Here is a 26,297-nt window from a genome sequence, read left to right on the forward strand (position 1 = left end):
GAGAAGCGGAAAATATTCTTTCTGTTATCTATTATTAAGGATTAGATGGAATATTTTTTATATTTATTTATTTGCGCGTGTGATTTTAGTTGCGGTTTGCCCATCAAATGCTGAATAGTCTTGTGTTTGATCTTTTTTCCTTTCTGCTGTAGGACAGCGGTCACGCGCCGGTACTCGTATGAGCCTTTATGCTGATTAAAGTTCGAACAGATCCTGGCTTTGATTCCGCGTATTTTTCAGCCATCTGCAGTACTCGCGGTCATCCGGGCATGGCGCCAGGACCACAATGAGCAACGCTCACACAGCGCACTGAATTACCTTTTGCCAGCCCAGTCCGCGGCGAAACATCAAGCAACAGTGGACGCTCCTGCGCTTTCCAGGAGTTGCTTCAAAGGGACTTTACTGGAAGCCCACTTGCACTATTCAAGGGGGCAGGTCACCGGGGCCTCGGTTGCAGGGCTTGCGCTCAAACACGGCGCCAATGCAAACCTACTGTGTAAGCTACCTGTGCTTACGTTCAAACGCTTTTTATTTTTAACATCTTATGACTGACACACACTACACAGGCACACCAACGATTACCGTCACCGACAATCGCAAGCTTGTAGTGCGCACGCTGCAATACAATCGCATCAAGCTAGCAGAGCCAGTCGATGAACGTATTACCACAACCACTTATTCTGCCGCAGGGTTACCACTGAGCCAGACCGATCCGCGGCTCGGACAACGGCCAGCTAATACCGATGACACGCCACTTGCAAATTTTCGCTACAGTCATGATCTTGCCGAGCGGTCGCTGCGGACCGACAGTGTGGATGCTGGAGCGCAGTGGTGTTTGTTCGATATCGAAGGCCGCCCGATCTGGCAACAAGATGCGCGCGGCACCGTGACCCGCACCGAGTACGATAGTCTCGGACGACTCTCGAGGGTGACTGAACAGCAAGCCGGTCAGCCCGAGCCCATCGAGCTAACCCGCCTGATCTATGGCGACAACGATAGTGCGCTGGATCGGGTCAGTGCGCAGTCGGCCAACTTGTGCGGTGTGGTCACGACCCAACTCGACACCGCGGGGAAGCTCACGACGCCGGGCGTGGCGCTGACCGGTCAGCCGCAGGCGCAGACTCGGCAACTGTTGGCGAACCCGGAAGGAGATCCGGATTGGAGCATGACGCCGCCACCTGAGCTTGGGACTCAAGCCTATACCACTGCTTGGTCCTATAACGCGCGGGGCATGCCGCTGACGCAGACCGACGCAATGGGTAACATCCAGGCGACAGGCTATGATGTTGCTGGCCGACCGGCTGCCCTCCATTTTGCACCAGTAGGTGGCAACGCGCAAACGCTGCTTGCGTCGATCGCCTATAGTGCGGCCGGTCAAGTTGAAGCCGAAACTGCTGGCAACGGTGTGACCACGACCTACGGCTATGAGCCGCAAACTCAGCGACTGATCAGCATTGTCACGCAACGGCCAAACATGGATCGTCAGGGCCGGCTTCGCGCAGTTTATCTACAAAATATCCATTACACGTATGACCCGGTTGGCAACATCATCGGTAGTGAGGACACGGCTCAGCCAGTTGGTTACTATCGTAACCAGCAGGTCGGTGCTCAACATACATACCAGTATGATGCGCTGTATCAGCTGGTCTTTGCCAGCGGACGCGAGAATGCAAATACCGGGGCTCAGACGGCGGCGAATTACCCGCTGATTCCGCTGCTGCAGGATGCCGCGCGATTGACCAACTACATGCGCCGCTACACTTACGACCGAGGAGGCAACCTTACACAAATCCAGCACCAGGGCGCGAGCCCTTATACGCAGACGCTTGTGGTGTCGAATCGCAGCAACCACGCGGTGATGCAAAACAGCGCCGGCATGCTAAAACCGGCAGACATCGACCGGAAAGCGGAACCGTATTTCGATGCATGCGGCAATAGCTTGCAGCGGGCGCCAGACGTGGTGCAGCCGCTTGTGTGGAATGGTCGCAATCAGCTTAGTCAGGTAACCCAAGTTGTGCGCGAATCTCTCGACGACCGGGAAACGTATCAGTACGACGGCGGCGGCATGCGTGTGCGCAAAATGACGTACCGCTATGACAATGACGGCCAGACGCAACAGCGGCAAACGGTCGTATATTTGCCGGGGCTGGAGCTACGCACCACCGAGACGCTGACGGGCAATCACGACGCACGGTTGACGGAGGCGCTGCAGGTGATCACTGCAGGGCAGACGACTCAAGTTCAAATACGCGTGCTGCATTGGGACGCTGGTCAGCCTGCTGACATCGAGAATGATCAAGTGCGCTACAGCCTGGGCAACGCCATCGGTTCGGTGACGCTGGAGTTGGATGACAAGGCGCAGTTGCTGACTTGGGAAGAATATTATCCGTATGGTGGCACCGCAGTTTGGAGTGGCAAAAACCAGAGCGAAGTGAAGTATAAATTTGTTCGTTATTCAGCCAAAGAGCGCGATGCGACTGGGTTCTACTACTATGGCTTTAGATATTATGCCCCTTGGATGGGGAGGTGGCTCAATCCCGACCCCGCTGGTACCGTCGATGGTCTTAATCTTTATCGAATGGTAAGAAATAATCCTATCCTGATGGCGGATGTCAAAGGATTGAAGGCTGAGACTGAACAATGTGAGACTGGACGATATAAAATTGATTTCGGAATTAAAGAAAAATTTTTGCTGAAGATAAAGGCGTTCAAAATAAAAATAAAGGTTTTAGGTAAAGTAAAAGGGAGGCTTTCGAAGGATGACAAATTTAAGTTGGTTGAGGTCGGTGATATCGGTAATAAGTACGGCCTGGGATTGGATGAACTCAGAAATAGATTAATAAGATATAAAATATTGTATGAAAATGCAAGAACGTCTGATATGCCAGTAGGGATTGCGAAGAATATGTATTTGGGAGAAATTATATCCAATTCGATGCTGGAGTCTGTGGAAAGGGAGATGAAAAATATTACGTTAGACACTCATTTTTTTGCTATTTTAAACAAGAAGGATAAAGAAGATATGGCTGGAAAAAGAGATATATACGGCATGGTGGAATTAAAGACGGATACAGAAAATAATAAAACAACGGTTATATTTGAACATGCTTTGGTCCATCCAAGAGCGCAGGTACATCATGCCAATTATTCTGCGGAAGGCGTTTCGGAAGGCGTTTCGGAGGGTGGTGATTGTGGTGATGTGTTTAATATTAAAGGGGTGGGGACTTATTTGGCGGTTAAATCAATAAACAGGATTTCTAAAAAATATAATATAAAAAATATACAAACGAAGGCCGTTAATGTCAGGTCTGCCGCGATTGCCAAAAAATATGGGGCAAAATTATTGGAGGCATAAAAGTAAATTGCTGGAGAGTTTTGATCGCTCAATTAGGGTGCCGTCAAGTTTCGGCTTTTTTGTGCGATAGCTGCAGTGCAAATTAATAAAATTAAAGGTTTAGCGTTCACCCGTAATGAGATATCGATGACATTTGCGGGTGAAACTGCCTCCTTGTCTAATATGGCTTTGCATGACGCTAACGTAGTCCGTCCTGAACAATACGTTTTGCTCTGCGGCGAGTTCATGCTGCCGACAACCTGTGAGCATCGCGATCGAGCAGAGCAACCAGGATCAAAGCGTAAAAAAGCCGCAGCTTCCTGAGAATCATGCGCAGGTTGTGGCCGGCGCCGCACAGCACCGCATGGATGGCATCGCCCAGCGCGCCTTTGAGCCAGTTGCGATCGAGCTTGCCATCTGCTTTCATATGGCCAATGACCGGCTCGATTGCACTGCGCCGCCGGATCATGGCCCGCAAGCTGCGTGTGATGCCACGACGCAAACCCGGGTGATAGATTTTCACGCCCTCGATGGCCGCCCCCTTGTAGCCACGGTCCACGACGGCGATCTGCGGTTGCACGTCGCTCAGGATCGCCGCTTGTTCCAACGCTTCAACCAACGTGTGCCCGTCGTACGGATTGCCCGGCATCGAGCGCGCCCCCACCACCAAGCCTTCTTTGTGCGTCGTCGTGATCGACACCTTCACGCCGAATTCGTATAGTTTGCGCGCTTTGCCCTTGGTCAAGCACTCGACTTCCGGCGCATGCAGCGCGTACGGCTTGTTTTTGTCCTTCTGCTTCTGCGTGAGAATCTGCTTTGTACGGCTGATCAGATCTTCCAACGCCGCGCGACTTGGCTGCACGAGGCCATCGAATTGCCGCTCAACGTCACGCGTGACACGGCCTACGCGCGAACGCAAAGTGCGCAGTACCTTCTTCATCCGCTTGTACTGCTTCGCGTGCGCGTAGCGACCGATCTACTGTGCCAGACGTGGCGCTTCGCGGTTGTAGTTTTGCCGCAGCTTCAGCCCGTGCCGGGCGGCCGCTTTCACCAGATGTGCTCGGCAACGCTCGAGCAGGCGCGAATCAGTGGGATGCGCAATCGCCTTTTCCATCACTGTCGTATCGACAATCACCCGCCTCAGGCTCGAGGTCTTGATGACGTTGGCCCGCTTAGCCGCCTCGATCGTCTCGGCCAACAGTTCTTCAACGCCCGCTTCACCCAACCGCTTGCGCCAGCGCGTCAAGCTCGACGCATCGATCGGCGCCCGGGTCTGCAAGTACGTCTCACCGGTAAAAACTTGCCAGTACGGATTTTCCAGCCATTGCCAGACCACGTCCTCGTCCGACAGGTCGAACGCATGCTGCAAGTACAGCAACCCCGCGATCAAACGCGGCGACGTTGCCGGCCGGCCGCGGTGCGACACGAAGCTCGCGCTCATCGCCGTGCTCAATCGGTCCCAGTCAATTAGATCGGCTAGACGAACCAATGGATGCTTTAAGTTGATCTGCTCGCGCAGCGGCTGGCGGAACAAATCTCTCTCTGACACCAGCGTCTTTGGACCCATTCAACCCTCGTCGAAATTTGCAGCAAATTCACGCTAATATGCCCGCCTCTTGCAAATCCCACAATACCACTCCGGCCTCAGAGCCTTACTGCACCAGCGTTTCCGAATTGTTCAGGGCGGACTAGCTATCACGTATAAAAAAGGGCTCTTTGTTGGTACGCGGGCGTTCGCTGGCAACCCCTACGACGGCCACCTTTTAGCCGAACAGCTCGAATTAAACCTTGATCTTGATACAGGATCTGGCCGGTGCCCCACGTGTCAAGACCGTGCTGGCCGATCTGGGCTTTCGTCGCGTGGATGCTCAGGCTGCGCTCGTACAGTGGATACATCGCGGCAAACTCAACATGCTGAGTCAGGCACACCAGCGTTGCCTGAAGCGGCGTCAAGCCGTCGAGCCGATCATCGGGCATATCAAACAGGATCATGGAATGCGGCGCTGCTGGCTCAAAGGTTTTTTACTGCATTCGCACAGACCTTTTCATCAAGTTCGAAGGGCCAAGGAAGTATAGGCAGCCGTTCAACACCCCTCGATGTGACGCGTGCTGGATATCCGACGGGCATTCGCCGAGCGGGAAGGTGGGCGGCTCGAGCGGGCGGAGCTTCGTTGACGCAGCCGTCGATGCAACATATGTCTCAGAATGTATATTCCATGTCTGTATATTCCCTGTTGCAGGGCGGCGGTTCCCGCTATAATCCTGAGTCTATTTCTCGCAGGCGGGTTTCATGCGCTCATGTGCGCACGTGGTGTGTGGAAGCTTTGGGCCCGTCGAGATGGAAGAGCGTTGTCGCTCCGGACGGGTCCACAAAAACGTGGACGCGGCCTGCTTTTGAAAGGTTCCCGTAAGTTTTGGCTAACGTTTCCCGCCGCAGAATGTTGCGCTGTCTGTCCCCGATTTTGGCTCAATGAATCGACTTGTCCGCCAAAATTGCTGGGTTTTTGCTCCCATCGTTACTTATCACCCGGATCTTTGGCTGAGCAAGGAGACGCTCGTCGACACGCTGGCCGAATGGGCGGACAAGCGTCTGGCTGACCGCCTGTTGCGAACGTGTGGATCATCGACAACGGCAATATGTAATTAATTGTCGGTCAACATGATTGAGTGTTTCAAGCGCAGGCAGCTTCGAAAGAACTTACCGTGGTTTCGGCCATGGCAACGTGAGTTATGCTCGGGGCCACAACTTTGCAATCGTGGTGGCCGACGGCGAATTCCATCGGGCGCTGAATCGCGATGTACGGTTCAGCAAGGACGCGCTTGCCAACGCAGTGGAGTTCATGAGGCTGCACAAGGCCGCTGGTATGCTGGCTCCGCGCGCCTGCGGTGCACACGGCAGTCAGCCGTACCTGTGCCGGAGTTTTCTGGAAGGGGCCAATCGGCTGCTGCGCGGTTTTGCTCCGCGTTTTGTCCAGCGGGTGTTCAAACGACAGTTCCGCCGCGCGCATCGTTCACCTCGGCGAAGGCGCGGTATGCACAGGAAACAAGCCCATCAAGATGTTTGCCGCCTCGGCGGTGCGCTTGCTCAACCGGTTTGATTGGCGGGGGAGATAGGAAGGACGTTTGACTTCGCGGACGCCACTTGATCGTGCAGCGACGATGCCGGCCGCCGTCGGTGATTTCGCTCACTATCGTCGGGCGAAAACAACAGAACTAACCACATCTCAATTTATGAGACAAATAGATTTTCGCAGGAACGAGCTTTGGGATACGGCGAAGGCGCCCCATCTGTGGGGCTTGCTCGCGTGGTACGACATCAAGCAGCGCTACCGCCGCTCGGTGCTCGGACCGTTGTGGATGACGCTTAGCACCGGTATTTTGATCGCCACGCTCGGTGCCGTCTGGTCGCTGATCTTCAACATGAAGATTCACGAATACCTGCCTTTCTATGCGGTGGGGCAAGTGATCTGGTCGTTCTACTCGACACAGATCAACGAATCGTGCGTGGGCTTCACCCAGTTCGAAGGGGTAATGAAACAGACGCGCTTGCCGGTGCCGTCGTACATCTTGCGGCTCGTTATGCGCAATCTGATTATCCTCGCGCACAACTTCCTCGTGGTCGTGGTCGTGATCTCGTTCGTCGGGCCGGGCTGGTCGTGGACGGCGTTGGTGGCCATTCCGGGCTTGCTGCTCGCTACCACGGCGATTTATTTCGCCTCGCTGTGTGTCGCCATTCCGTGTACGCGTTTTCGTGATCTGCAGCCGGTCGTCCAAAATCTTATGATGATCGGCTTTTACGTCACGCCCATCTTGTGGCAGCCGAAGACGCTCGGCGACCGCTTCTTGTGGCTCGTGAACTTAAACCCGGCGACGCACCTTATCAGCGTGGTGCGCGATCCGCTGCTCGGCACGCTGCCGACGCTTCAGTCCTGGGCTTGGGTGCTGGGGGCGATCGTCTTTTTCGCCGTAATGGCTTCGTTGTTGCTGTCGCGCTACCGGCATCGCATCGCGTACTGGCTTTGACAGGATCGTTGAATGAATTCCGTCCATATTCGCGCCGAACATATCACGGTCGAATTTCCCATTTTCAATGCATCGCACCGCTCCTTGAAGAAGGCTGTGCTGCGTGCGACCACCGGCGGCCGCGTCGCGCGCGATGCTGGCAAGCACTTAGTCGTGCGCGCCGTGAGCGACGCGAGCTTCGAATTCAAGGCCGGTGACCGCGTCGCGCTGGTAGGCCACAACGGCGCGGGCAAGACCACGTTGTTGCGAGTTTTATCAGGTGTCTATGCGCCGGTGTCTGGCACGCTCGACGTCAAGGGCAGGATCGGCTCGCTGCTCGACATGTCGCTCGGCATGGATCCCGAAGCGACCGGTTACGAAAATATTTTCCTACGCGGCATTGTGATGGGGCTGCGCCCAAGCGAGATCGAAGAGAAAATCGATGAGATCGCGGCGTTCAGCGAGTTGGGAGACTATCTCGACATGCCCACGCGGACATATTCGAGCGGGATGGCTTTGCGTCTCGCCTTCGCGGTTTCAACCGCGGTGCACCCCGACATTCTGCTCATGGACGAATGGCTGTCCGTGGGCGACGAATCGTTCAACAAGAAGGCGTCCGACCGCCTGAATGCGCTCGTCGAGCAGTCGTCCATTCTCGTGATGGCCTCGCATTCGCCTCAACTCGTGCAAAAGGTCTGCAATCGCAAGATCGTGCTCGAAAAAGGCATGCTGACCGAAGTACCAGTCGATCAATCTGTTTAGCGTGCCTCGCGCTTTCCCGGCACGCCATTCCTAATCTTTTCAGTATTGTTCAACGGACCTTTACGTCATGTCTACGACGAACAGCCCAGTGCATATCTACGTCTGCCATCATAAACCTGGACCGGCAACGGTGTCGGATCGGTGCTTTCTGCCGATCCAGGTGGGGGCGAGCTGCTCGTCCGTCGACTTAGGGCTTAGGCGCGATGACGCTGGCGACAATATCTCACACAAGAATGGCACGTTCTGCGAATTGACGGCGTTGTACTGGGCCTGGAAGAACGATCACGATGCACAGTGGATCGGCCTGATGCACTATCGGCGTTTCCTGGACTTTAGCGGCGCAACGCATGAAATCGACGTGCACGGGTGCGCGAACTATGACCGTCTCGATGAAGGGACAATAGAAACCCTCGGCCTCACGGCGTCGCGCGTTGAGGCGCTGCTTGTGTCGAAGCCCGGATTGCTCGCCGTGCTGCCGCAGAAATGGTCCGTGCGCAACGCGGGAAAACGCACATTGCGTGCACACTACGCGAAGGCCGCGCACCATTACGAGGCGGATCTCGATGTGTTGCGCGCCGTCATCGGCGATTTGTATCCGACCGACGTAGAGCATTTCGATGCGATCATGGACGCGCACGAGGGCTACTTCACGAACATTTTCGTTCTGCGTCGCGATCTATTCGACGAATACTGCCAATGGGTGTTTTCGATTCTGTTCGAGGTCGAGCGCCGTCTTGATCTGACGAACTATTCGGTGGCCGCGCAACGCGTCTTTGGCTACATGTCCGAGCGTCTTTTCAATGTTTTCGCGCACAAGCGCCTCGCCGATCCGGCAACCTACGTCGAACTCGAGCGCGTGTTTGTGCGAGATCGGCGCGTCGAATATCGCGCACCCGCACGGCCGGCCGACAATGCGGTGAGCGTGGTGACGGCGTCGGATGGCAACTTTGTGCCGCACCTGGCGGCTTTCATGACGTCGGTACAGGCTAACCTCGATCCGCAGCGGGAGCTGGATCTAATCGTGCTCGACGGTGGCATTCCCGAACATCAGCGGGCGCTGCTCGAGCGGCAATTCCGGCTGAACGGACGCGGGCGTCTTACGTTCTTGTCATGCTCGGACATGTTCACCGACATTCCGCTGCATGCGCATTTTTCCGCCGCGACGTTCTATCGTCTGAGTCTCGGCGAACTGCTTGCAAATCATGACCGCGCCGTTTATGTCGACGCGGATACGGTCGTGCTCGGCGATCTATCCGCGATCTACGCCCTCGACCTGGATGGACGCGCCGTTGGAGCGGTGCCCGACGTCATCATGCGCAGCTTTGCGGCGACGGGCGTGCCGGCGTTCAAGGAAGCGGGTGGGGCACGCGCGGGCGACTATCTGAGAGATTGGCTCGGTATGGGTAATCGCGGTGACGAATATTTCCAAGCCGGTCTCATTGTCATGGACCTCGAGGCGCTGCGCGCGATGAACCTGCGTGAACATGCCTACAGCGACCTCACGAGCAAACGCTACTGGTACCTTGATCAAGACGTGCTCAACAAGCATCTACTCGGCCGCGTCAAATTTTTGGACCTGAGCTGGAACGTCGTCAACGCGTCGATGGACGTGATATCCGGATTGGATGCGAATCTGGCGGAAAAAGTGCGTGAAGCATTCGCAGCGCCGCAGATGGTTCACTACGCCGGCTTCGAAGCGAAGCCCTGGAACAACCCGGCCGCGCCGCTCGCACATTTCTACTGGTACTATTTGCGCCGCACATTCTGGTACGAAGCGGTGGTCGAGCGCCGCCCGATCGCCGCACCCACGCTGGACGCCGGCATGAATCGGAGCCGCTTTTACCGGTTCGCGCGCAAGATCTGGCGGCGCCTGCCAAATGCGCTGCAGCGGCGCCTGTTCTGGGTGCGGGACCAAATGATGTGAGTGGGCGAGAGGGGGAGTCGTAGCGTGCTCGGCGATCCTCAAGAGCACGCAAGCGCGCCCAATAGACTGCCAGGACGCAATCGAACGCCGATTCGGCGCGGGAGCGCGCAGCGGGCGGCACTGCGGCGTGGTTTGTTTTGAATCGTTGGAAGGGCTGGGAAGTGAAGAAAATCGGAATCGTAGGGGCAGGCTTTACCGGAGCAGTCCTTGCATACAGGCTCGCGCGCGAGGGCTACAGCGTTGACGTGTTCGATAGCCGGCCTCACCTTGCCGGCAATTGTCACTCGAAACGCGATAGCGAAACGGGCGTGATGGTTCATGTCTACGGCCCGCATATTTTTCATACCAATGACGAGCACGTCTGGAAGTTCGTGAACCAGTTCGACGAGTTCATGCCGTTCGTCAACCGGGTCAAGGCAATCGTCAAGGGCCGCGTCTACACCCTCCCGATCAATCTGCTCACAATCAATCAATTTTTTGGTAAGGCACTTTCGCCATCGGAAGCGAAAGCCTTTCTCGAATCGATTGGCGACAAGTCCATCGACATGCCGCAGAATTTCGAAGAGCAGGCACTCAAGTTCGTCGGCCGTGATCTCTATGAAGCTTTTTTTCTCGGCTATACGACCAAGCAGTGGGGCATGCACCCGACGCAGCTTCAGGCAAGCATCCTAAAGCGTTTGCCGGTGCGCTTTAACTACGACGACAACTACTACAACAGCCTTTATCAAGGCATGCCCAGGAACGGCTACACCTATATCGTGGAAAAGCTGTTTGATCATCCTTCGATCAAGGTACATCTGAACGAACGCTTCGAGCGCAAGCAGGCGGCAGACTATGCGCACGTGTTCTATAGTGGTCCCATCGACGGGTGGTTCGGCTACAAGGACGGCCGTCTCGGCTACCGCACGCTCGACTTCGAGGCGTCGCGCCATGACGGCGACTATCAGGGTAATGCGGTGGTCAACTACTGCGACGTTGCAGTGCCCTGGACGCGCATCTCGGAACACAAGCATTTCGCGCCGTGGGAATCGCACGAGCGCACGCTCATCTTCAAGGAACACAGCCGGTTCTGCGGCGAAAATGACGTCCCGTACTATCCGATCCGCCTCGCGAAGGAAAAGACACTGCTGAAGCATTACGTTGATCTGGCGAAGCAGGAGCGTAACGTAAGCTTTGTTGGCCGCTTAGGTACTTATCGCTATCTGGACATGCACGTAACGATCCGCGAAGCGCTCGACGCAGCAAAGGTGTTCCTCGCGGCCGAAGCGCAGGGGCAGGATGTTCCGGCTTTCTTCGTGGATCCCCTGCAGTGAATATTGCAGCGGTCGTCGTCACACACAACCGGCCCCAACTGCTCGAGGAGGCGCTGCGGGCGCTGTTTGCCCAGACCCGCGCTCTGCAGTTCATCGTCGTAGTTGATAACGCAAGCTCGCCGGAAACCGCGCAGGTATTGCAGGGCTTTGAAAACGTCGACGTCTTGCGGCTTGAAGAAAACGTTGGTGGTGCGGGTGGTTTCGCGGCCGGCGTCGAGCGGGCCCTGATGCATGGCGCTGATTGGATGCTCCTGCTTGACGACGATGCCATAGCGAAACCCGATCTTGTGGAGTGCCTCGTAGAGGCATTACCCGGCGTCGCGCAGCAGCGTGTCGGGGCACTGTGCTCAAGCGTCGTTGAGTTTGGCCATGTCGCGCTGATGCATCGGCGCATGTTCGATCCGAAGACGCTACGGGAGCCCGCCATCCCGCGCAAGTGCTATCGCGAAGCCCGAGTGCAGGTGGAGACGGCTTCCTTCGTAGGGTTCTTGCTGAACGCGCAGGCGGTTCGCGAGGTAGGCCTGCCCAATGCATCGTTTTTTCTTGCCTACGACGACACTGAATATTCGCTGCGCCTGGGCCGTGCAGGCTGGTCTATCTGGCTTGTGCCTTCGGCGGTTGTCGATCATCTGCGTAGTCCGAAGGGACGCCTGCGCAATGGCCCGTACGCAATCAAGCACTATTACAACCTGCGCAATCAACTTGCCGTTTTTCGCCATTACGGCACGGCGCCCGGCTGGCGCCTGTGGCGACCGATCGTACTTCACGGCTTTATCGCAGCCAAGGATTTGCGTCTCAGCTCGCTATGCACCTGGCTCAAAGCGCTGCGCGACAGTCGCAGCGTGCGCCTCTAAACGCGCTGCAGCCGCTCACCCGAGCGGGCAGCGCTTATACGATAGACTTTTGTGCGCGAAAAGCCGGTTGTTGGAGCCGGTGCCGGTAGGCGAGCACCGGTTGCGCGTGCTGCAAGGTGAGGTTGATTACGCGCTTTCTCATCAGGCGATAGTGCCTCGCGTGTCAGACGGATGCCGTTGTGAACCACTTGGTCAGTGCATAGAACGCCTGATAGCTGAGTCGCTACATCAAAGCTTTGCGGCGGCGACTGCGCGTTTTGCGCAAATGACACATCCGTGCCGCCCGAGGCAACGCCCATCATGCGTGCGAGAAAACCGACGTTGTCGACGAGCGGATCGAGAACGGCGACAAAATCGCCGAGCGCATTTTTGAGCCTGATCCATGATGCAGTATCGGAATCGGCGGACTGCGCGAGGGCTTACACCTCGAGTGTTACTTCTGCGCGGACGTGGATTAGACGGGTGGATCCCAGCCAAGATTGCGATTGTGAAAATCGCGTGCTACACGCTCAAGTTCGTCCGGCGCCGCGCTCGACAATTCGGCGGCGTCAGGGACGATGGCGTCCTGCACACCCTTCCACCAGATTTGACCGGCGCTCACCTGTTCAGCGTGCAACGAGAACGCGGGAATACCGAACAGCGCAAACGCATGCACGAGAATACTCGAATAGACTGAGACAATTGCCGCGATCGACTGCGGATTGCATGCGATCACCGTTTCGATTAGTGGGGCGTCCGTTTCGAGCAAACGGGCGCCCATTTGCGCCAGCTTCGATTGCGGGAACGCTTCTTTCAGCGGCACCCGTGGATGGTCCTTCACCCACATAGTGTAGCCCTTGGCGAGCAGCGACGCAGCCAGCTCATTATACGGGTCGAGCATCGCGAGCGGATTCGGGCATTCGGCGGGCGGTGCGCCGCTCGTCACGACAATGACATTGCGCCGTCCCGTGAAGCGAGGAATCCGGTAGCACTGCGTAGCGCGTTGCATCACTTGCAGGAACACCGTGCTGTTGATGGGAGACGTGCTGACGCTTGCGCGCCGTATTGCGGTTGGTGCCAACGCGAAGAAGCGCGAATCCTCACGCGGCGGCGCAAAACGCAGAGCCTGGAGATAACTGGTTAGCCCTTCTTCGTAGAAATGGTAACGGCGTGCGGCGAAGGCCTGCTCGACGAATTCCGCCATTTCAATGAAAGGTGAATAGACCTCATCGAATTGCATGCCGGCGAATGGAAGCGCGAGCGGCGCCTCGATGCCATCGTAGTACTGCTCGTGATCGGCAGTCTGCACGTCGATCCACTCGTTGCCGAGCTGATGAGCCCATTGGCGGTTGCCCGCCTTGGACTGCCGGTCGATCGTGACTAACAGATAATCGTCGAACTTGCGGCTTTGTTGACATGCGATGGTCGCAGCCATTGCCGTGGCGAAAAACCCGGTCGAGATGAAGAGCCGCTTTGGCCGCAAGGCAGCCATCGTGTTCGCGATTTGTTGTTCGACTTCGCTGGCGGCCGATTGCTCGTTGAGATCGAAGCGCCTCAGGATGCGGTCTTCAAGGCTTTGCAAGTCTCGCCCTATGCGCTTCCATGGAAGCAGGCGTGTCACAAGCGCATCAATGGCGGTTTTCATGATTCAAAGCTCCTTGGCGGGCTTGGTGCCCGTGCAGCAGCGCGCCGCACAAGGTGGGCGCTGCGCGATGGCCATATTGACGACGTTTGCCAGCTTCACTTATGTACATGCCTGGCGAGCTTTCGCACGAAGGCTTCTTTTTCGAGGGAGAGATGCGCGGCGAGTGCTAGCACGCAATTTTGCTTCAGAAGCTGAAGCGTGGAAAAGATGTCCGCCGCGGCGCTCCGCTCGTATTTCTCCTTGAGCGAGTCCTCCAGCAGTCCGTGTACCCAGAAGTGCGTGCTGATCTGGATTTGCTTGAAAAGCGTCTCGGCTTGCAGGTTCCCAAGCATCAAAATGCGCTTGAGCAGCGCCTTGAAAATGTCGAAGTGGACGAACAGCCGTTCGTCCTTGAAGCCGACCGTCTGGCCGGGCCGCTCAAGCCGGTAGTGATACAGATGGCCATTCGTCGCGACGGTATAGGGACGGCACAGTAGTGCCTCTGCATTGAACAGCAGGTCGTCGAAGCGGCGGATGTGCGCGTGGAAGCGCACGCGATTCACGTCGAGGAAGTTCTTGCGCCAGATGGTAGGCGCGTGCAGTACGACTTCGTCCGGATCGACCTGGTAGCAGTCGCATAGCATGCGACGGGCGGAGACGAAATGCTCTTCGACATTCGCGCTCTTGCCGCTCGCAGTGTATTCCTCGGCGTAGCCGCACAGCGCCACGTCAACGTTGGTGTCGATTGCGCAACCGAATAGCTTCTCGAACATGCCGGGTGTTACCCAGTCGTCGCCGTCCACGAAGCCGACATTCCGGAAACGTGTATTCGCTGACGCTGAATTTTGATGAGTCTCCGTCTTGCACGTACTCTGGTCAGACGCAATCAGGCATCGCGGGAGTAGGTGACAACGTGGTCATCATGGTCGCTCGTGCGGCCGATACGTCGCATCTGCTGCTATTTTTGGGACTCAAATAGCAGTACCCGAAGGTTGACCGTCTACTAAAACTTGGCCGGCGAGCGGGCGCTCATACAATTGCCGCCCGCACCACGCCCTCGTCTTGTCAGCAGTGTGGTGACTATTGTGGCCGATCAGGAAAAAATGTTGAATCAAGCGCTTTCTCCATCGACCATGGGTAGTCCTCCGGGAACACGTCAAGACCGGTTTCTTCAATAGCTTTGGATTTGGCGTCTGCCCAAACTCCGGTAATCCATTCAGGATCATTGAGTGAGTTCTTGAGGCTGGGCGTTTTACGCAAAACTACTTCGATTGCGCGTCGCTGTTCGCGGATAGTGGCCTGCCAACTCGAACCTCGGCGTTCCGGCTGATACTGCCACTTGAGCAGGTGGGCCAAAAGCACTGCCATCCGGTTCGCCAGTTCGCGTTGTTCGCTCTTGCCCACGTCCTCAATTTCCTCGGCGATGTGTTCTATATCGATGGCGGATAGCTTGCCCGCACGCAGTAGTGCAGCTTGCTCGTTGGCCCACGCTATTACATCTTCATCGTAGCTCGTTCCCATCAGTCATCTCCCTCGGTTAGAGGCGGCTTCTATCAGACTTGCCAATTATTTATTATAGAGCCATCAATTAGCCGTCGTCTGGCGTCATTGGCTAGATGGTGGCTGGTGACACGACTGCTATGTCCCAGATTGCCAATCAGCGGCCGTTCATCATACGTGCACATCGTGCGAAGCTATTTACACCTATAACGGCTTCGCTGCTTTCGGGAGAAGGGGTTCCCGCCGGCTTCCAGCGGTCCGCTTACAAGCCTGACGTGGCCTCTACAGCAACCGTCCGAACCACACAACGCGCCCAACTTCAGCCTCGGCTTTGGTCGGGAATGACTTGGATTGAGAAGGGAATCCCTTTCGACGGATCTTGGCTTGCCAGCGGTACTGAGCTGAACAATCGTCGCGACGGGTGATAGTTGCCATGCAAAACGCCTCCTATTGTGTCCCCGGAGTGTCCCCAAGGGCAAACTAGAAGGCGCTTAGCATGCGAAAATGCTTGAATTCATTGGTGGGTAGTACTGGGATCGAACCAGTGACCCCTGCCGTGTGAAGGCAGTGCTCTACCGCTGAGCTAACCACCCAAATGAGTCAGTAATTATGACAGGACTTGCGAGATCCGTAAAGTGCTTTTCACAGGCTCGGGCTGCGTTATCAATATCCGGCGCTTGACTGGGTCCGCAGTGGCGCTGACCTACTCGCGCGTTGATCCCGTCCGCATCCGTGGACACCGTACCGACGTACGTGGCACGTCACCGCATCACGCGGCAGCCGCGGGGGCGGCTTCGTTCACCAGCTGCGGCGGCTCCCGCCACACGCACGGCCCTTTGCGTGCTTTATCGAGTTCGTCGAGCACACCCGCGTGGGCGGCAAGCTCGTCATCGCTCGCACTGATAACGGGTAGCTCAAACTGGGCGAGCGACACGCGCGCCGTGGCGATCGACCCTGGGCCCGGCGTGTCGGCCAGCATGTCGATGACCAAGCTTTCCTGGCCACGCGTCATCGCTAGATAGACGTCGGCCAGCAATTCCGCATCGAGCAACGCGCCATGCAACGTGCGGTGTGCATTGCTGATGCCGAAGCGCTCGCACAGCGCGTCCAGTGAGTTACGCTTGCCGGGGAACATCGCCTTGGCCTGCACCAGCGTGTCAATCACTTCGCCGCAATGATCGCGAAACGGCGGTAGCCCCAGCATCGCAAATTCCGCGTTGAGAAAGCCGATGTCGAACGGTGCGTTATGAATGATGATGCCGGCATCCTTGACGAAATCACGCAGCGCATCGGCAATTTCCGCGAACTTCGGCTTGTCGCGCAGAAACTCGGTAGTCAATCCGTGTACGGCCAATGCGCCGGGATCGCTGTCACGCTCCGGATTAACATAAAAGTGCAGGTTATTGCCGGTCAGTTGCCGGTTGACGATTTCGACGCAGCCGATTTCAATGATCCGGTCTCCGCCTTTGGCGTTCAGGCCAGTGGTTTCGGTGTCGAGAACGAGAAGACGCATAGTGGGATTGCCTGTTCAGAAAAGTTCAGCATGCGGCGCGTCCGCACACGGCTCACGCTTGCTCGAGTGATGCCACGCCTCGGTTGGCTAGCGCGTCGGCCCGTTCGTTTTCCGGATGGCCGGCGTGGCCGCGGACCCAGCGCCATTCGATCTCGTGTAGCACGCTCAACGCATCGAGACGTTGCCATAGATCGGCGTTCTTGACCGGCGTTTTCGCGGCGGTCATCCAGTTCTTCTTCTTCCAGCCGTGAATCCATTCGCTGATGCCTTTTTGCACGTACTGCGAGTCGGTATGGACGATCGCCTTGCAGGGCCGCTTCAGCGCCTCGAGCGCGGCGATCACGGCCATCAGTTCCATTCGGTTGTTGGTCGTCGAGCGCTCGCCGCCAAACAGCTCTTTTTCCTGCGCGCCGAAGCGCAGCAGTGCGCCCCAGCCGCCCGGACCCGGGTTGCCTTTGCAGGCGCCGTCCGTGTAAATCTCAATGAGGGTGTTGGATTCCATAAGTTCGTCGATAGGGTGACGCGCAATGCCAGCGCACGCCGGCGTTGTCAGTGAGCGTTTGGCGCCGCAACTGGGTTCAGCGCTGGCGCGAGCGCCTGTTTGATTTTGGCCGGACCGATCAGCCGCATGCCATGCACCCGCTTGATCGCGGTGATCATGTATGTCGCGCCGAAAATCGGCCACCAGCGATCGCCGGCTGCTTCCATGAACGCATACCGGGCGAGCCATGTCTCGGTGTCCACCGGCGGGCGGTAGCAGCCGAAGCGGCCACGGTCCAGCTCGAAGCCGAGTAACTTGATCCAGTCCTTCATTCTTGTAAAGGCGATCAGGTCGTGTGCTGCTGGCACGAACGCATGGCCGCCGCGGCGGCTGATCGACTGTCGCATGCCCCACAGGCTCAGCGAGTTGAAGCCAACGATCACGAGCCGTCCCTCCGGCACGAGGACACGTTCGGCTTCGCGCAGCAGCCGATGCGGATCGTGCGTGAACTCGAGCGTGTGCGGCAGGATCAGCAGGTCCACGCTTTGCGTCTCAAACGGCAGGTCCAGGAAATCGCACCAAAGCGTTTCGCGTTGTGGCGGCGCGTGGCGCCGGCCGGTATCGGCGGCGCCATGGCTGTCCTGGCCCGGCAATCGATAGGGCGCGCTCGCGCCGCTGGCCGCGTCCAGCACCAGGCCGCGGCATGGCATGCGGTTCTCGCGCAACGCATCGAGCTGCGGCAAGCCCAACTGCAGCGCGTAATAGCCGAACATGTCGGACACCAGGCGATCGAGTTGACTTTGCTCCCACGCGAGCACGTATCGCCCCGGTGGTGATTCGGTCCAGGTTGGCCAGTCTATAATCGGTCGGTTCGACATTGTTTCTATGGGTCCTGCGCGATGAACGTACCGTTAGAAGCCAGATCAGCCCGTGACGCTGGTGGCAGGTTGCAATACATCCCGGTTCCGGCGTTCAAGGACAACTATATCTGGGTCATCTCGAACGGAGGTGATGCCGCAGTGGTCGATCCCGGCGATGCCGCGCCGGTCGCCGACTTCCTGCAGCGACAAGGCGTGCGGCTGACCGCTATTTTACTCACCCATCACCATGCCGACCATGTCGGCGGAGTGGCCACGTTGATCCAGACGTGTGGCGCACACGGCCCGGTCCCAGTGTACGGTCCGCGCAGTGAGGCCATCCAGGCCGTCACGAACCCGCTTGCGGGCGGGGATGAAGTCCGGATCGGGCCGCTCGGATTGGTATTGTCCGTGATCGACGTGCCCGGCCATACACGCGGGCATATCGCCTATTTCGCGGCGGCCGGCTCGGACCCGGTGCCGCACTTGCTGTGCGGCGACACGCTATTTGCCAGCGGCTGCGGGCGTCTGTTCGAGGGCACGCCGCAGCAGATGCTGGCGTCGCTGGACGCGCTGGCCGCGCTGCCCGATGCCACCGAAGTGCATTGCGCGCACGAATACACGCTGTCCAATATCGCATTCGCGCTTGCGGTGGAACCGGACAACGCCGACTTGCTCGCCTGGCGGGACCGGGCTCAGCGGTTACGCGCCGATGGGGAGGCGACTTTGCCGACTACGATGGGTCATGAGAAGCACGTCAATCCGTTCCTGCGCGCCCATCTGCCGTCGATCCGGCAGCAACTAGCCGACAAGCGGCATGTGCACACGAGCGGGCGGCTCGACACCTTCGCTGCGTTGCGTGAATGGAAGAACGTCTTTCGCTGACGTCAACCGCGTCGGTATATCCGGACGTCATCATTTAGCACCACGACGCCGCATGTCGAGACCCTCACATCGATGGCGGATTTCGCACGAAACCAGTAAAGAACAGGCTTCAACGCCCCGATTTTGCAGGCTTTTTTACAGTTTTTAGATTGACGTGACGCACGCGTTCTGCGTACTATCGGACCCAATTTTCCGGCGCCCCTTTGGAATCCGAGACGTTCGATGCGATTGATACTCAGCGCGCTGTTGACCCTGTTGCTCGCCGCCTGCGCGAGCAGCGGCACGAATATGGCGCAATCCTCTCAACCAGCTTCCTCCGCGCTTTCCACCTCGCAGAACCTGCAGCTCGTCGAAGGCAATCCCATCCAGAAGCATGCCGCGCTGTCTGCATCCAAACACACGATCGACGTTGATCATGGCAGCGTGCAAGAACTGCAAGGCTCCGATGACTTATGGAGCCGGATTCGCGCCGGCGTCCAGATCCCGGACCTGCAAAGCAATCTGGTCGACATGCAGACGAATTGGTACGCACAGCGCCCCGACTACGTCGAGCGCATGACCGAACGCTCGAAGAAGTACCTGTATCACATCGTCGAGGAGCTTGAGCAGCGGCACATGCCGACGGAGTTGGCGCTGTTGCCATTCGTCGAGTCGGCGTTCAACCCGCATGCGCTCTCGGTCGCGAAGGCCGCCGGCATGTGGCAGTTCGTGCCCGGCACGGGCCGCACCTTCAAACTGAAACAGAACATGTTTCAGGACGAACGGCGCGACGTCGTCGCCTCGACCAGTGCGGCGCTCGATTATCTGACGAAGCTGCACGGCATGTTCGGCGACTGGTATCTGGCACTGGCTGCTTACAACTGGGGCGAGGGCAGCGTAAAACGGGCGATTGCGCGCAACTTGGCGCGCGGGCTGCCGACCGATTATCAAAGCCTGCCGATGCCGTCCGAGACGCGCAACTATGTGCCCAAGCTGCAGGCGGTGAAAAACATCGTGATGAACCCGCGGCAATATGGGCTGACGTTACCGGATATCCCGAATCACCCGTACTTCGTCACGGTGACGACCGCGCGCGACATCGACGTCAAGGTGGCGTCCAAGCTCGCGGGCCTTTCGCTGGACGAATTCCGCTCGCTGAACCCCGGCTTCAAACAACCGGTGATTCTCGGCGCATCGCAACCGCAGATCCTGCTGCCGTTCGAGAACGCGAATGTGTTTGAGCGCAACCTGAAGGCCTACGACGGAACCTTGTCGACGTGGACGACGTACAAGGTGACCGAGCGCGCGACTCCGGCGGTGCTGGCCAAGAAAATCGGCGTCGATTCGGGCATGCTGATGGCGGTTAACAAGATCCCAGCCGGCATGCGGCTCAAGCCCGGCTCGACGCTGCTAGTGCCCAAGGACGACGGCAACGATGAGGATATCAGCGCCGACGTCGCGGAAAATGCAGTGCTCGCGATGGAGCCGGACGTGCCGGATACGCGCAAGATGTTGATCCGCGTGCGGCGCAGGCAGTCGATCGCCGCCGTGGCGAAGCGCTATGGCGTGACGGTTGCGCAGGTCAAGGCGTGGAACCATACGCGGCGCGACACGGTGATGGCGGGTCAGCGGCTGATGTTACACGTACCGGTCCGACGGGCGATCGCTAAAGAGGTGCCGGCGTCGCGCGCGGGCCGTGTGGAGAAGATTTCGGCGCGTGCGCAGAACAGGCGGGTCGTTTCGCGCTACGATGCGCGCAGGGGCCGTGCGCGCATCGTGCGCGTTGCCGAGCCGGTTCGCAGCAAGACCGGTAGGGCGAAGGCGGGCAAGGGTGCGGCGAAGTCGGCGGGCGCTGCCGCGTCGTCCATCGGGGCCGGCAAGGCAGTGCCAGCGTCCGCCGGTAAGACCAAGGTCGCGGTCGCGAGCCGCGCGAAGACTGCGGGCGACGCACGCAAACGCAAGGCAAAATAGGCGGCCCGTGCAGTCCTGAGTCGTCGAAGATCGGTCCGCGCTTGGGTTCATCCGCGTCCCACCCCGCCGCATCGAAGAAGTCCCGCCAGGGGCGCCGCGGCTACCGATGGCGGTGTGGGCCGCCTACGGCGCATTGGGTAGCACCGGCACTCACCGATGCCGTGCTTGCCGAGCACTTTCCGATGTACCTGATCGGCCGCGTGAATACGAATTTCACGTTGGTAATTTGGGGGATCTTTGTGCTGCAAGTGGCGATCGGCGCAGCGCTGGATCATGGGCCGGCGCGAGGCGGCCATGATCCAGCCCACGCACATCAGGGGGTCTGGTTCGCGCTGGTCGGGGTGCAGGGGCTTGCCGCAATCGGGGCTTCGTGCCGGCCTGCGACGCACGGGCGGCACGCAGGTTGCGACAGGAGGCGACTGGGACTACCGAGACGCGCCGATCCGGTTGACAATGGACTAAAACTGAAGCTTAGCCGACATTGGACCGTTGAATCGATGGATTTGGAGGCAAGATCGGTTTCAAGCTATAATTTGAAAGTTTAAGTTAATCAACCCGCACCCTAGCGCCTACCGTCCCCAAACCGCTCGTCCGCCGCGCGCCCGATTCTATCGGAGCTGTCGCCCGCAGCAGGACCGCTTGTGTACGTCGTCCGTGAGTCGAACTGGCTCGGAGGCGGACAATGCGCCCCCCGGACAAGGACGACAGGTCGGCAGCAGGGTGTCCCCGGAAGGAGCCTCCCGTGTTGCCGTCTTTTTCTCCCGCTCTGCTCGCGCTTGCCGATGGCACCATTTTGCGCGGCTACTCGATCGGCGCCACCGGCCACACGATTGGTGAAGTGGTGTTCAATACCGCGATCACTGGCTACCAGGAAATCCTCACCGACCCCAGCTACGCGCGCCAGATCGTCACGCTGACGTATCCGCACATCGGCAATGTCGGCGTGAACGACGAGGACGTCGAGTCGGGGCGCGTCCATGCAGCCGGCCTGGTGATTCGTGACCTGCCGGTGCTGGCGTCGAATTTCCGCTCTCAACGTACGCTGTCCGACTATCTGGCCGGCGAGGGCGTGGTCGCGATCGCTGGTCTGGACACGCGCCGGTTGACCCGCATCCTGCGCGAGCGGGGCGCGCAGAACGGCTGCATCCTCGTCGGGACCGACGAACAGCAAGCGGTCGAACTGGCGCGCTCGTTTCCGGGCCTGGCCGGCATGGATCTGGCAAAAGTTGTGTCGACGCACGCGCGCTATGAATGGACCGAGGCCGAATGGCGCCTGGGCGCAGGCTACCGGGCGCAACCCACACCGCAGTACCGGGTGGTCGCGTTCGACTACGGCATCAAGCGCAATATTCTGCGCATGCTTGCCGAGCGAGGGTGCCAGGTCACCGTGCTGCCCGCGCAATCGAGCGCCGCCGACGCGCTCGCGCTCGATCCGGATGGCGTGTTCCTGTCCAACGGGCCCGGTGATCCGCAAGCGTGCGATTACGCGATCGCCGCGACGCGCGAATTGATCGAGCGCGGCGTGCCCACGTTCGGCATTTGCCTGGGCCACCAGGTCATGGCGCTGGCTGTCGGCGCGAAGACGCTGAAGATGAAGACCGGCCACCATGGCGCCAATCATCCGGTCAAGGATTTGGACAACGGCAAAGTCGTGATCACCTCGCAGAACCACGGCTTTGCGGTTGACGCGTCAACGCTGCCGGCCAACGCGAAGGTCACGCACGTGTCGCTGTTCGATGGCACGCTGCAGGGCTTTGCGCTGCAAGACAAGCCCGCGTTTTGCTTCCAAGGGCACCCGGAAGCGTCGCCGGGGCCGCACGACATCGGCTACCTGTTCGACCGGTTTGTTGACCTGATCGAGACGAGCAAGGCCGGCCGCAGCTGCGCCACGAGCGCCGCATAGCGCCGCGCGGCGGGCGCTTCATTGCCCGCGGCGAGCCAGACAGCGTGCAGGTGCGAGTGCAACATGCGCCGCACCGCAATACCAAAGACACGAATATCAGCGCGATACACGCGCACACCAGCGAGTAGCGTTATGCCCAAGCGGACAGACATCAACAGTATCCTTATCATCGGTGCGGGGCCGATCATCATCGGCCAGGCGTGCGAGTTCGACTATTCCGGCGCGCAGGCGTGCAAGGCGCTGCGCGAGGAAGGCTATAAGGTGATCCTGGTCAACAGCAATCCGGCGACGATCATGACCGACCCGGACACGGCCGACGTCACGTACATCGAACCGATCACCTGGGAAGTCGTCGAGACGATCATCGCGAAGGAGCGTCCCGACGCGATCCTGCCGACGATGGGAGGCCAGACCGCGCTGAACTGCGCGCTGGAGCTGCATCGGCACGGCGTGTTGGACCAATACGGCGTCGAGTTGATCGGCGCGTCGCCCGCGGCGATCGACAAGGCCGAGGACCGGCAAAAGTTTAAAGAGGCGATGAATCGGATCGGGCTGGGCTCGGCCAAGTCGGGGATTGCGCACTCGTGGGAAGAGGCGCTGAAGGTCCAGGTTGAGATTGCCCAGGCGACCGGCGGCGCGGGCTATCCAGTGGTGATCCGGCCATCGTTCACGCTCGGCGGCTCGGGGGGCGGTATTGCCTACAACCGTGTCGAGTTCGAAGAGATCTGCAAGCGCGGCCTAGATCTGTCGCCCACGCGCGAGTTGCTCATCGAGGAATCACTGCTGGGCTGGAAGGAATTCGAGATGGAGGTCGTGCGTGACCGGCACGACAACTGCATCATTGTCTGCTCGATCGAGAATCTCGATCCGATGGGCATCCATACCGGCGACTCGATCACCGTTGCGCCCGCGCAGACGCTGACCGACAAAGAATACCAATTGATGCGCGACGCGTCGCTCGCGGTGCTGCGCGAGATCGGCGTGGATACGGGCGGCTCGAACGTGCAATTTGCGATCAATCCGCGCGATGGCCGCATGATTGTGATCGAGATGAATCCGCGCGTGTCGCGCTCGTCCGCGCTCGCGTCGAAGGCAACGGGATTCCCGATCGCGAAGGTGGCGGCCAAGCTCGCGGTCGGCTATACGCTGGATGAGTTGAAGAACGAGATCACCGGCGGCCAGACGCCGGCCTCGTTCGAGCCGACGATCGACTACGTGGTTACGAAGGTGCCGCGCTTTGCGTTCGAGAAATTCCGCGAGGCCGATTCGCACTTGACCACGCAGATGAAGTCCGTCGGCGAGGTGATGGCGATCGGCCGTACGTTCCAGGAATCGTTTCAAAAGGCGCTGCGGGGGCTGGAAGTCGGCGTGGACGGGTTGGACGAGAAGTCCACGGACCGCGACGAGATCATCGAGCAGATCGGCACGCCGGGTCCGGACCGGATCTGGTATGTCGGCGACGCATTCCGCATGGGCCTGTCGCGCGACGAGATCTTCGACGAAACGGCGATCGATCCGTGGTTTCTCGCCCAGATCGAGCAGATCGTGCTGAAGGAAAAAGCGCTCGCCACACGCTCGCTGGCCAGCCTGTCGCGCGACGAGCTGTGGTACCTGAAGCAGAGCGGCTTCTCGGACCGACGTCTGGCCAAGCTCATGGGCACAAATCCGGCCGAGGTGCGCGCGCGTCGCATCGAGTTGAATGTGCGGCCGGTATACAAACGCGTGGACACTTGCGCGGCGGAGTTTGCGACGAAAACCGCCTACATGTACTCGACGTACGAGCAGGAGTGCGAGGCGCAGCCGACGACGAACAAAAAGATTATGGTGCTGGGCGGCGGCCCGAACCGGATTGGCCAGGGCATCGAGTTCGACTATTGCTGCGTGCATGCCGCGCTGGCGATGCGCGAGGACGGCTACGAGACGATCATGGTCAACTGCAATCCGGAAACGGTGTCGACCGACTATGACACGTCGGACCGGCTGTATTTCGAGCCGCTGACGCTGGAGGACGTGCTCGAGATCGTCGACAAGGAAAAGCCGCTCGGCGTGATCGTGCAATACGGCGGCCAGACGCCGCTGAAGCTCGCGCTGGATCTGGAGGCCAATGGCGTGCCGATCGTGGGCACGTCGCCGGACATGATCGATGCGGCCGAGGACCGCGAGCGCTTCCAGAAGCTGTTGCAATCGCTCGGCTTGCGTCAGCCGCCAAACCGTACCGCTCGCACCGAGGAAGAAGCGCTGCGGCTGGCCGGCGAGATTGGCTATCCGCTTGTTGTGCGTCCATCCTATGTGCTGGGCGGCCGCGCGATGGAGATCGTGCATGAGCCGCGTGATTTGGAACGCTACATGCGCGAGGCGGTCAAGGTATCGAACGATTCGCCGGTGTTGCTGGACCGGTTCCTGAATGATGCGATCGAATGCGATGTCGATTGCATCTGCGATGGCAGCGCGGTCTTCATTGGTGGCGTTATGGAACATATCGAGCAGGCGGGCGTGCATTCTGGCGATTCCGCATGCTCGCTGCCGCCTTACTCGCTGTCGGCCGCGACCGTGACCGAGCTCAAGCGGCAGACCGCGGCAATGGCGCGGGCGCTGAACGTGATCGGGCTCATGAATGTGCAGTTCGCGATCCAGCAGGTGCCGCAGGCCGACGGCACGCTCGGCGATATGATCTACGTGCTGGAAGTCAATCCGCGCGCGTCTCGCACGGTGCCGTACGTATCGAAGGCAACCGGGCTGCAACTGGCCAAGATCGCCGCGCGCGTGATGGTCGGACAGACGCTAGCCGCGCAGCGGGTGACACGGGAGGTTGAGCCGCCTTACTTTAGCGTGAAGGAGGCGGTGTTCCCGTTCACCAAGTTCCCGGCTGTCGATCCAGTGCTGGGACCGGAGATGCGTTCGACCGGTGAAGTGATGGGCGTCGGACGCACGTTCGGCGAGGCGCTGTTTAAGTCACAACTGGCTGCCGGCTCGCGGCTGCCCGCCTCGGGTACCGTGCTGCTGACCGTGATGGACGCGGATAAGTCCAAGGCCGTCGAGGTGGCGCACATGCTGCACGAACTCGGCTATCCGTTGGTGGCAACGAAGGGCACGGCCGCGGCTATTGCGGCCGCCGGCGTGCCGGTCAAAGTCGTCAACAAGGTCAAGGACGGTCGGCCGCATATCGTCGACATGATTAAGAACGGCGAGATCGCGCTCGTGTTCACGACTGTCGATGAAACCCGGACCGCGATCGCCGATTCGCGCTCGATTCGCATGAGCGCGCAGGCGAACAAGGTGACGTACTATACGACGATGTCCGGTGCGCGCGCCGCGGTCGAAGGCCTGCGCTATTTGAAAAACCTCGAGGTCTATGATTTACAAGGGCTCCACGCTCGCCTAAACTGATCATCGATCCGGCGGCGGGCTTGCGCAGA

19 protein-coding genes, 1 tRNA gene and 3 pseudogenes are annotated in these 26,297 nt (G+C 58.9%); 12 read left to right on the plus strand and 11 right to left on the minus strand.

The window, feature by feature from the left end; genetic code table 11:
* Positions 1–41: 41 nt before the first annotated feature.
* Positions 42–233, minus strand: coding sequence for an IS3 family transposase (locus tag KQH60_RS14980; RefSeq protein WP_368669316.1), 192 nt, complete (start codon positions 231–233; stop codon positions 42–44).
* Positions 234–255: 22 nt separating this feature from the next.
* Between KQH60_RS14980 and KQH60_RS03915 the strand changes: the two are divergent.
* Positions 256–372, plus strand: a pseudogene (locus tag KQH60_RS03915) (IS3 family transposase); the annotation flags it as partial.
* Between the two features lie 172 nt (positions 373–544).
* Positions 545–3,355, plus strand: coding sequence for an RHS repeat domain-containing protein (locus tag KQH60_RS03920; RefSeq protein ID WP_237575242.1), 2,811 nt, complete (start codon positions 545–547; stop codon positions 3,353–3,355).
* A gap of 223 nt (positions 3,356–3,578) precedes the next feature.
* Here KQH60_RS03920 and KQH60_RS03925 read toward each other — a convergent pair.
* Both KQH60_RS03925 and KQH60_RS03930 read right to left on the minus strand, forming a co-directional pair.
* Positions 3,579–4,901, minus strand: a pseudogene (locus tag KQH60_RS03925) (IS5 family transposase).
* A gap of 128 nt (positions 4,902–5,029) precedes the next feature.
* Positions 5,030–5,326, minus strand: coding sequence for a hypothetical protein (locus tag KQH60_RS03930; RefSeq protein ID WP_237575243.1), 297 nt, complete (start codon positions 5,324–5,326; stop codon positions 5,030–5,032).
* 767 nt (positions 5,327–6,093) lie between these two features.
* Between KQH60_RS03930 and KQH60_RS03935 the strand changes: the two genes are divergently transcribed.
* The 6 genes from KQH60_RS03935 to KQH60_RS03960 all read left to right on the plus strand — a co-directional run bounded on the left by KQH60_RS03935 (position 6,094) and on the right by KQH60_RS03960 (position 12,189).
* Complete coding sequence (locus tag KQH60_RS03935) at positions 6,094–6,432, plus strand: hypothetical protein (protein ID WP_237575244.1); 339 nt, start codon at positions 6,094–6,096, stop codon at positions 6,430–6,432.
* A 133-nt stretch (positions 6,433–6,565) separates the two neighbouring features.
* A complete protein-coding gene (locus KQH60_RS03940) occupies positions 6,566–7,357 on the plus strand; it encodes an ABC transporter permease (RefSeq protein WP_237575245.1) in 792 nt (263 codons plus the stop codon).
* A 12-nt stretch (positions 7,358–7,369) separates the two neighbouring features.
* Positions 7,370–8,098: an ABC transporter ATP-binding protein gene (locus KQH60_RS03945; protein ID WP_237575246.1), complete on the plus strand. Its 729-nt coding sequence runs from the start codon at positions 7,370–7,372 to the stop codon at positions 8,096–8,098.
* Positions 8,099–8,165: 67 nt separating this feature from the next.
* Positions 8,166–10,022 (plus strand): DUF4422 domain-containing protein, encoded by a 1,857-nt coding sequence (locus tag KQH60_RS03950; RefSeq protein ID WP_237575247.1) that lies wholly within the window; start codon positions 8,166–8,168, stop codon positions 10,020–10,022.
* A gap of 161 nt (positions 10,023–10,183) precedes the next feature.
* Positions 10,184–11,335: a UDP-galactopyranose mutase gene (gene glf, locus KQH60_RS03955; RefSeq protein WP_237575248.1), complete on the plus strand. Its 1,152-nt coding sequence runs from the start codon at positions 10,184–10,186 to the stop codon at positions 11,333–11,335.
* Positions 11,332–12,189, plus strand: a complete 858-nt coding sequence (locus KQH60_RS03960) for a glycosyltransferase (RefSeq protein WP_237575249.1) — start codon at positions 11,332–11,334, stop codon at positions 12,187–12,189. The genes glf and KQH60_RS03960 overlap by 4 nt, the downstream gene beginning before the upstream one ends.
* A gap of 454 nt (positions 12,190–12,643) precedes the next feature.
* Here KQH60_RS03960 and KQH60_RS03965 read toward each other — a convergent pair whose 3' ends face one another.
* The 8 genes and pseudogenes from KQH60_RS03965 to KQH60_RS04000 all read right to left on the minus strand — a co-directional run bounded on the left by KQH60_RS03965 (position 12,644) and on the right by KQH60_RS04000 (position 18,164).
* Positions 12,644–13,813, minus strand: coding sequence for an alpha-2,8-polysialyltransferase family protein (locus KQH60_RS03965; protein ID WP_237575250.1), 1,170 nt, complete (start codon positions 13,811–13,813; stop codon positions 12,644–12,646).
* 95 nt (positions 13,814–13,908) lie between these two features.
* On the minus strand, positions 13,909–14,520 hold the full coding sequence (locus KQH60_RS03970; RefSeq protein WP_237575251.1) for a hypothetical protein: 612 nt from the start codon (positions 14,518–14,520) through the stop codon (positions 13,909–13,911).
* Between the two features lie 352 nt (positions 14,521–14,872).
* Complete coding sequence (locus KQH60_RS03975; RefSeq protein WP_237575252.1) at positions 14,873–15,313, minus strand: DUF29 domain-containing protein; 441 nt, start codon at positions 15,311–15,313, stop codon at positions 14,873–14,875.
* Positions 15,314–15,602: 289 nt separating this feature from the next.
* Positions 15,603–15,727 (minus strand): annotated as a pseudogene (locus KQH60_RS03980) (site-specific integrase); the annotation flags it as partial.
* An 83-nt stretch (positions 15,728–15,810) separates the two neighbouring features.
* Positions 15,811–15,885: transfer RNA gene (locus KQH60_RS03985), tRNA-Val, on the minus strand.
* A 176-nt stretch (positions 15,886–16,061) separates the two neighbouring features.
* Positions 16,062–16,805 carry a DNA polymerase III subunit epsilon gene (gene dnaQ, locus KQH60_RS03990; protein ID WP_237575253.1) on the minus strand — a complete coding sequence of 248 codons (744 nt, stop codon included), beginning with the start codon at positions 16,803–16,805 and terminating at the stop codon, positions 16,062–16,064.
* A 52-nt stretch (positions 16,806–16,857) separates the two neighbouring features.
* Positions 16,858–17,307 (minus strand): ribonuclease HI, encoded by a 450-nt coding sequence (gene rnhA / locus KQH60_RS03995; protein ID WP_237575254.1) that lies wholly within the window; start codon positions 17,305–17,307, stop codon positions 16,858–16,860.
* Positions 17,308–17,354: 47 nt separating this feature from the next.
* Entirely contained in the window at positions 17,355–18,164 is an 810-nt protein-coding gene (locus KQH60_RS04000) for a class I SAM-dependent methyltransferase (protein WP_237575255.1), read from the minus strand.
* Positions 18,165–18,185: 21 nt separating this feature from the next.
* Between KQH60_RS04000 and gloB the strand changes: the two genes are divergently transcribed.
* From gloB to carB, 4 genes are all read left to right on the plus strand, one after another.
* Positions 18,186–19,028, plus strand: coding sequence for a hydroxyacylglutathione hydrolase (gloB, locus tag KQH60_RS04005; RefSeq protein WP_237575256.1), 843 nt, complete (start codon positions 18,186–18,188; stop codon positions 19,026–19,028).
* Positions 19,029–19,250: 222 nt separating this feature from the next.
* A complete protein-coding gene (locus KQH60_RS04010; protein ID WP_237575257.1) occupies positions 19,251–20,978 on the plus strand; it encodes a transglycosylase SLT domain-containing protein in 1,728 nt (575 codons plus the stop codon).
* A gap of 742 nt (positions 20,979–21,720) precedes the next feature.
* Positions 21,721–22,881 (plus strand): glutamine-hydrolyzing carbamoyl-phosphate synthase small subunit, encoded by a 1,161-nt coding sequence (gene carA / locus KQH60_RS04015; protein WP_237575258.1) that lies wholly within the window; start codon positions 21,721–21,723, stop codon positions 22,879–22,881.
* 132 nt (positions 22,882–23,013) lie between these two features.
* A complete protein-coding gene (gene carB, locus KQH60_RS04020) occupies positions 23,014–26,268 on the plus strand; it encodes a carbamoyl-phosphate synthase large subunit (protein WP_237575259.1) in 3,255 nt (1,084 codons plus the stop codon).
* Positions 26,269–26,297 lie beyond the last annotated feature (29 nt).

The organism is Mycetohabitans sp. B8, from assembly GCF_021991875.1.
GTDB lineage: Bacteria > Pseudomonadota > Gammaproteobacteria > Burkholderiales > Burkholderiaceae > Mycetohabitans.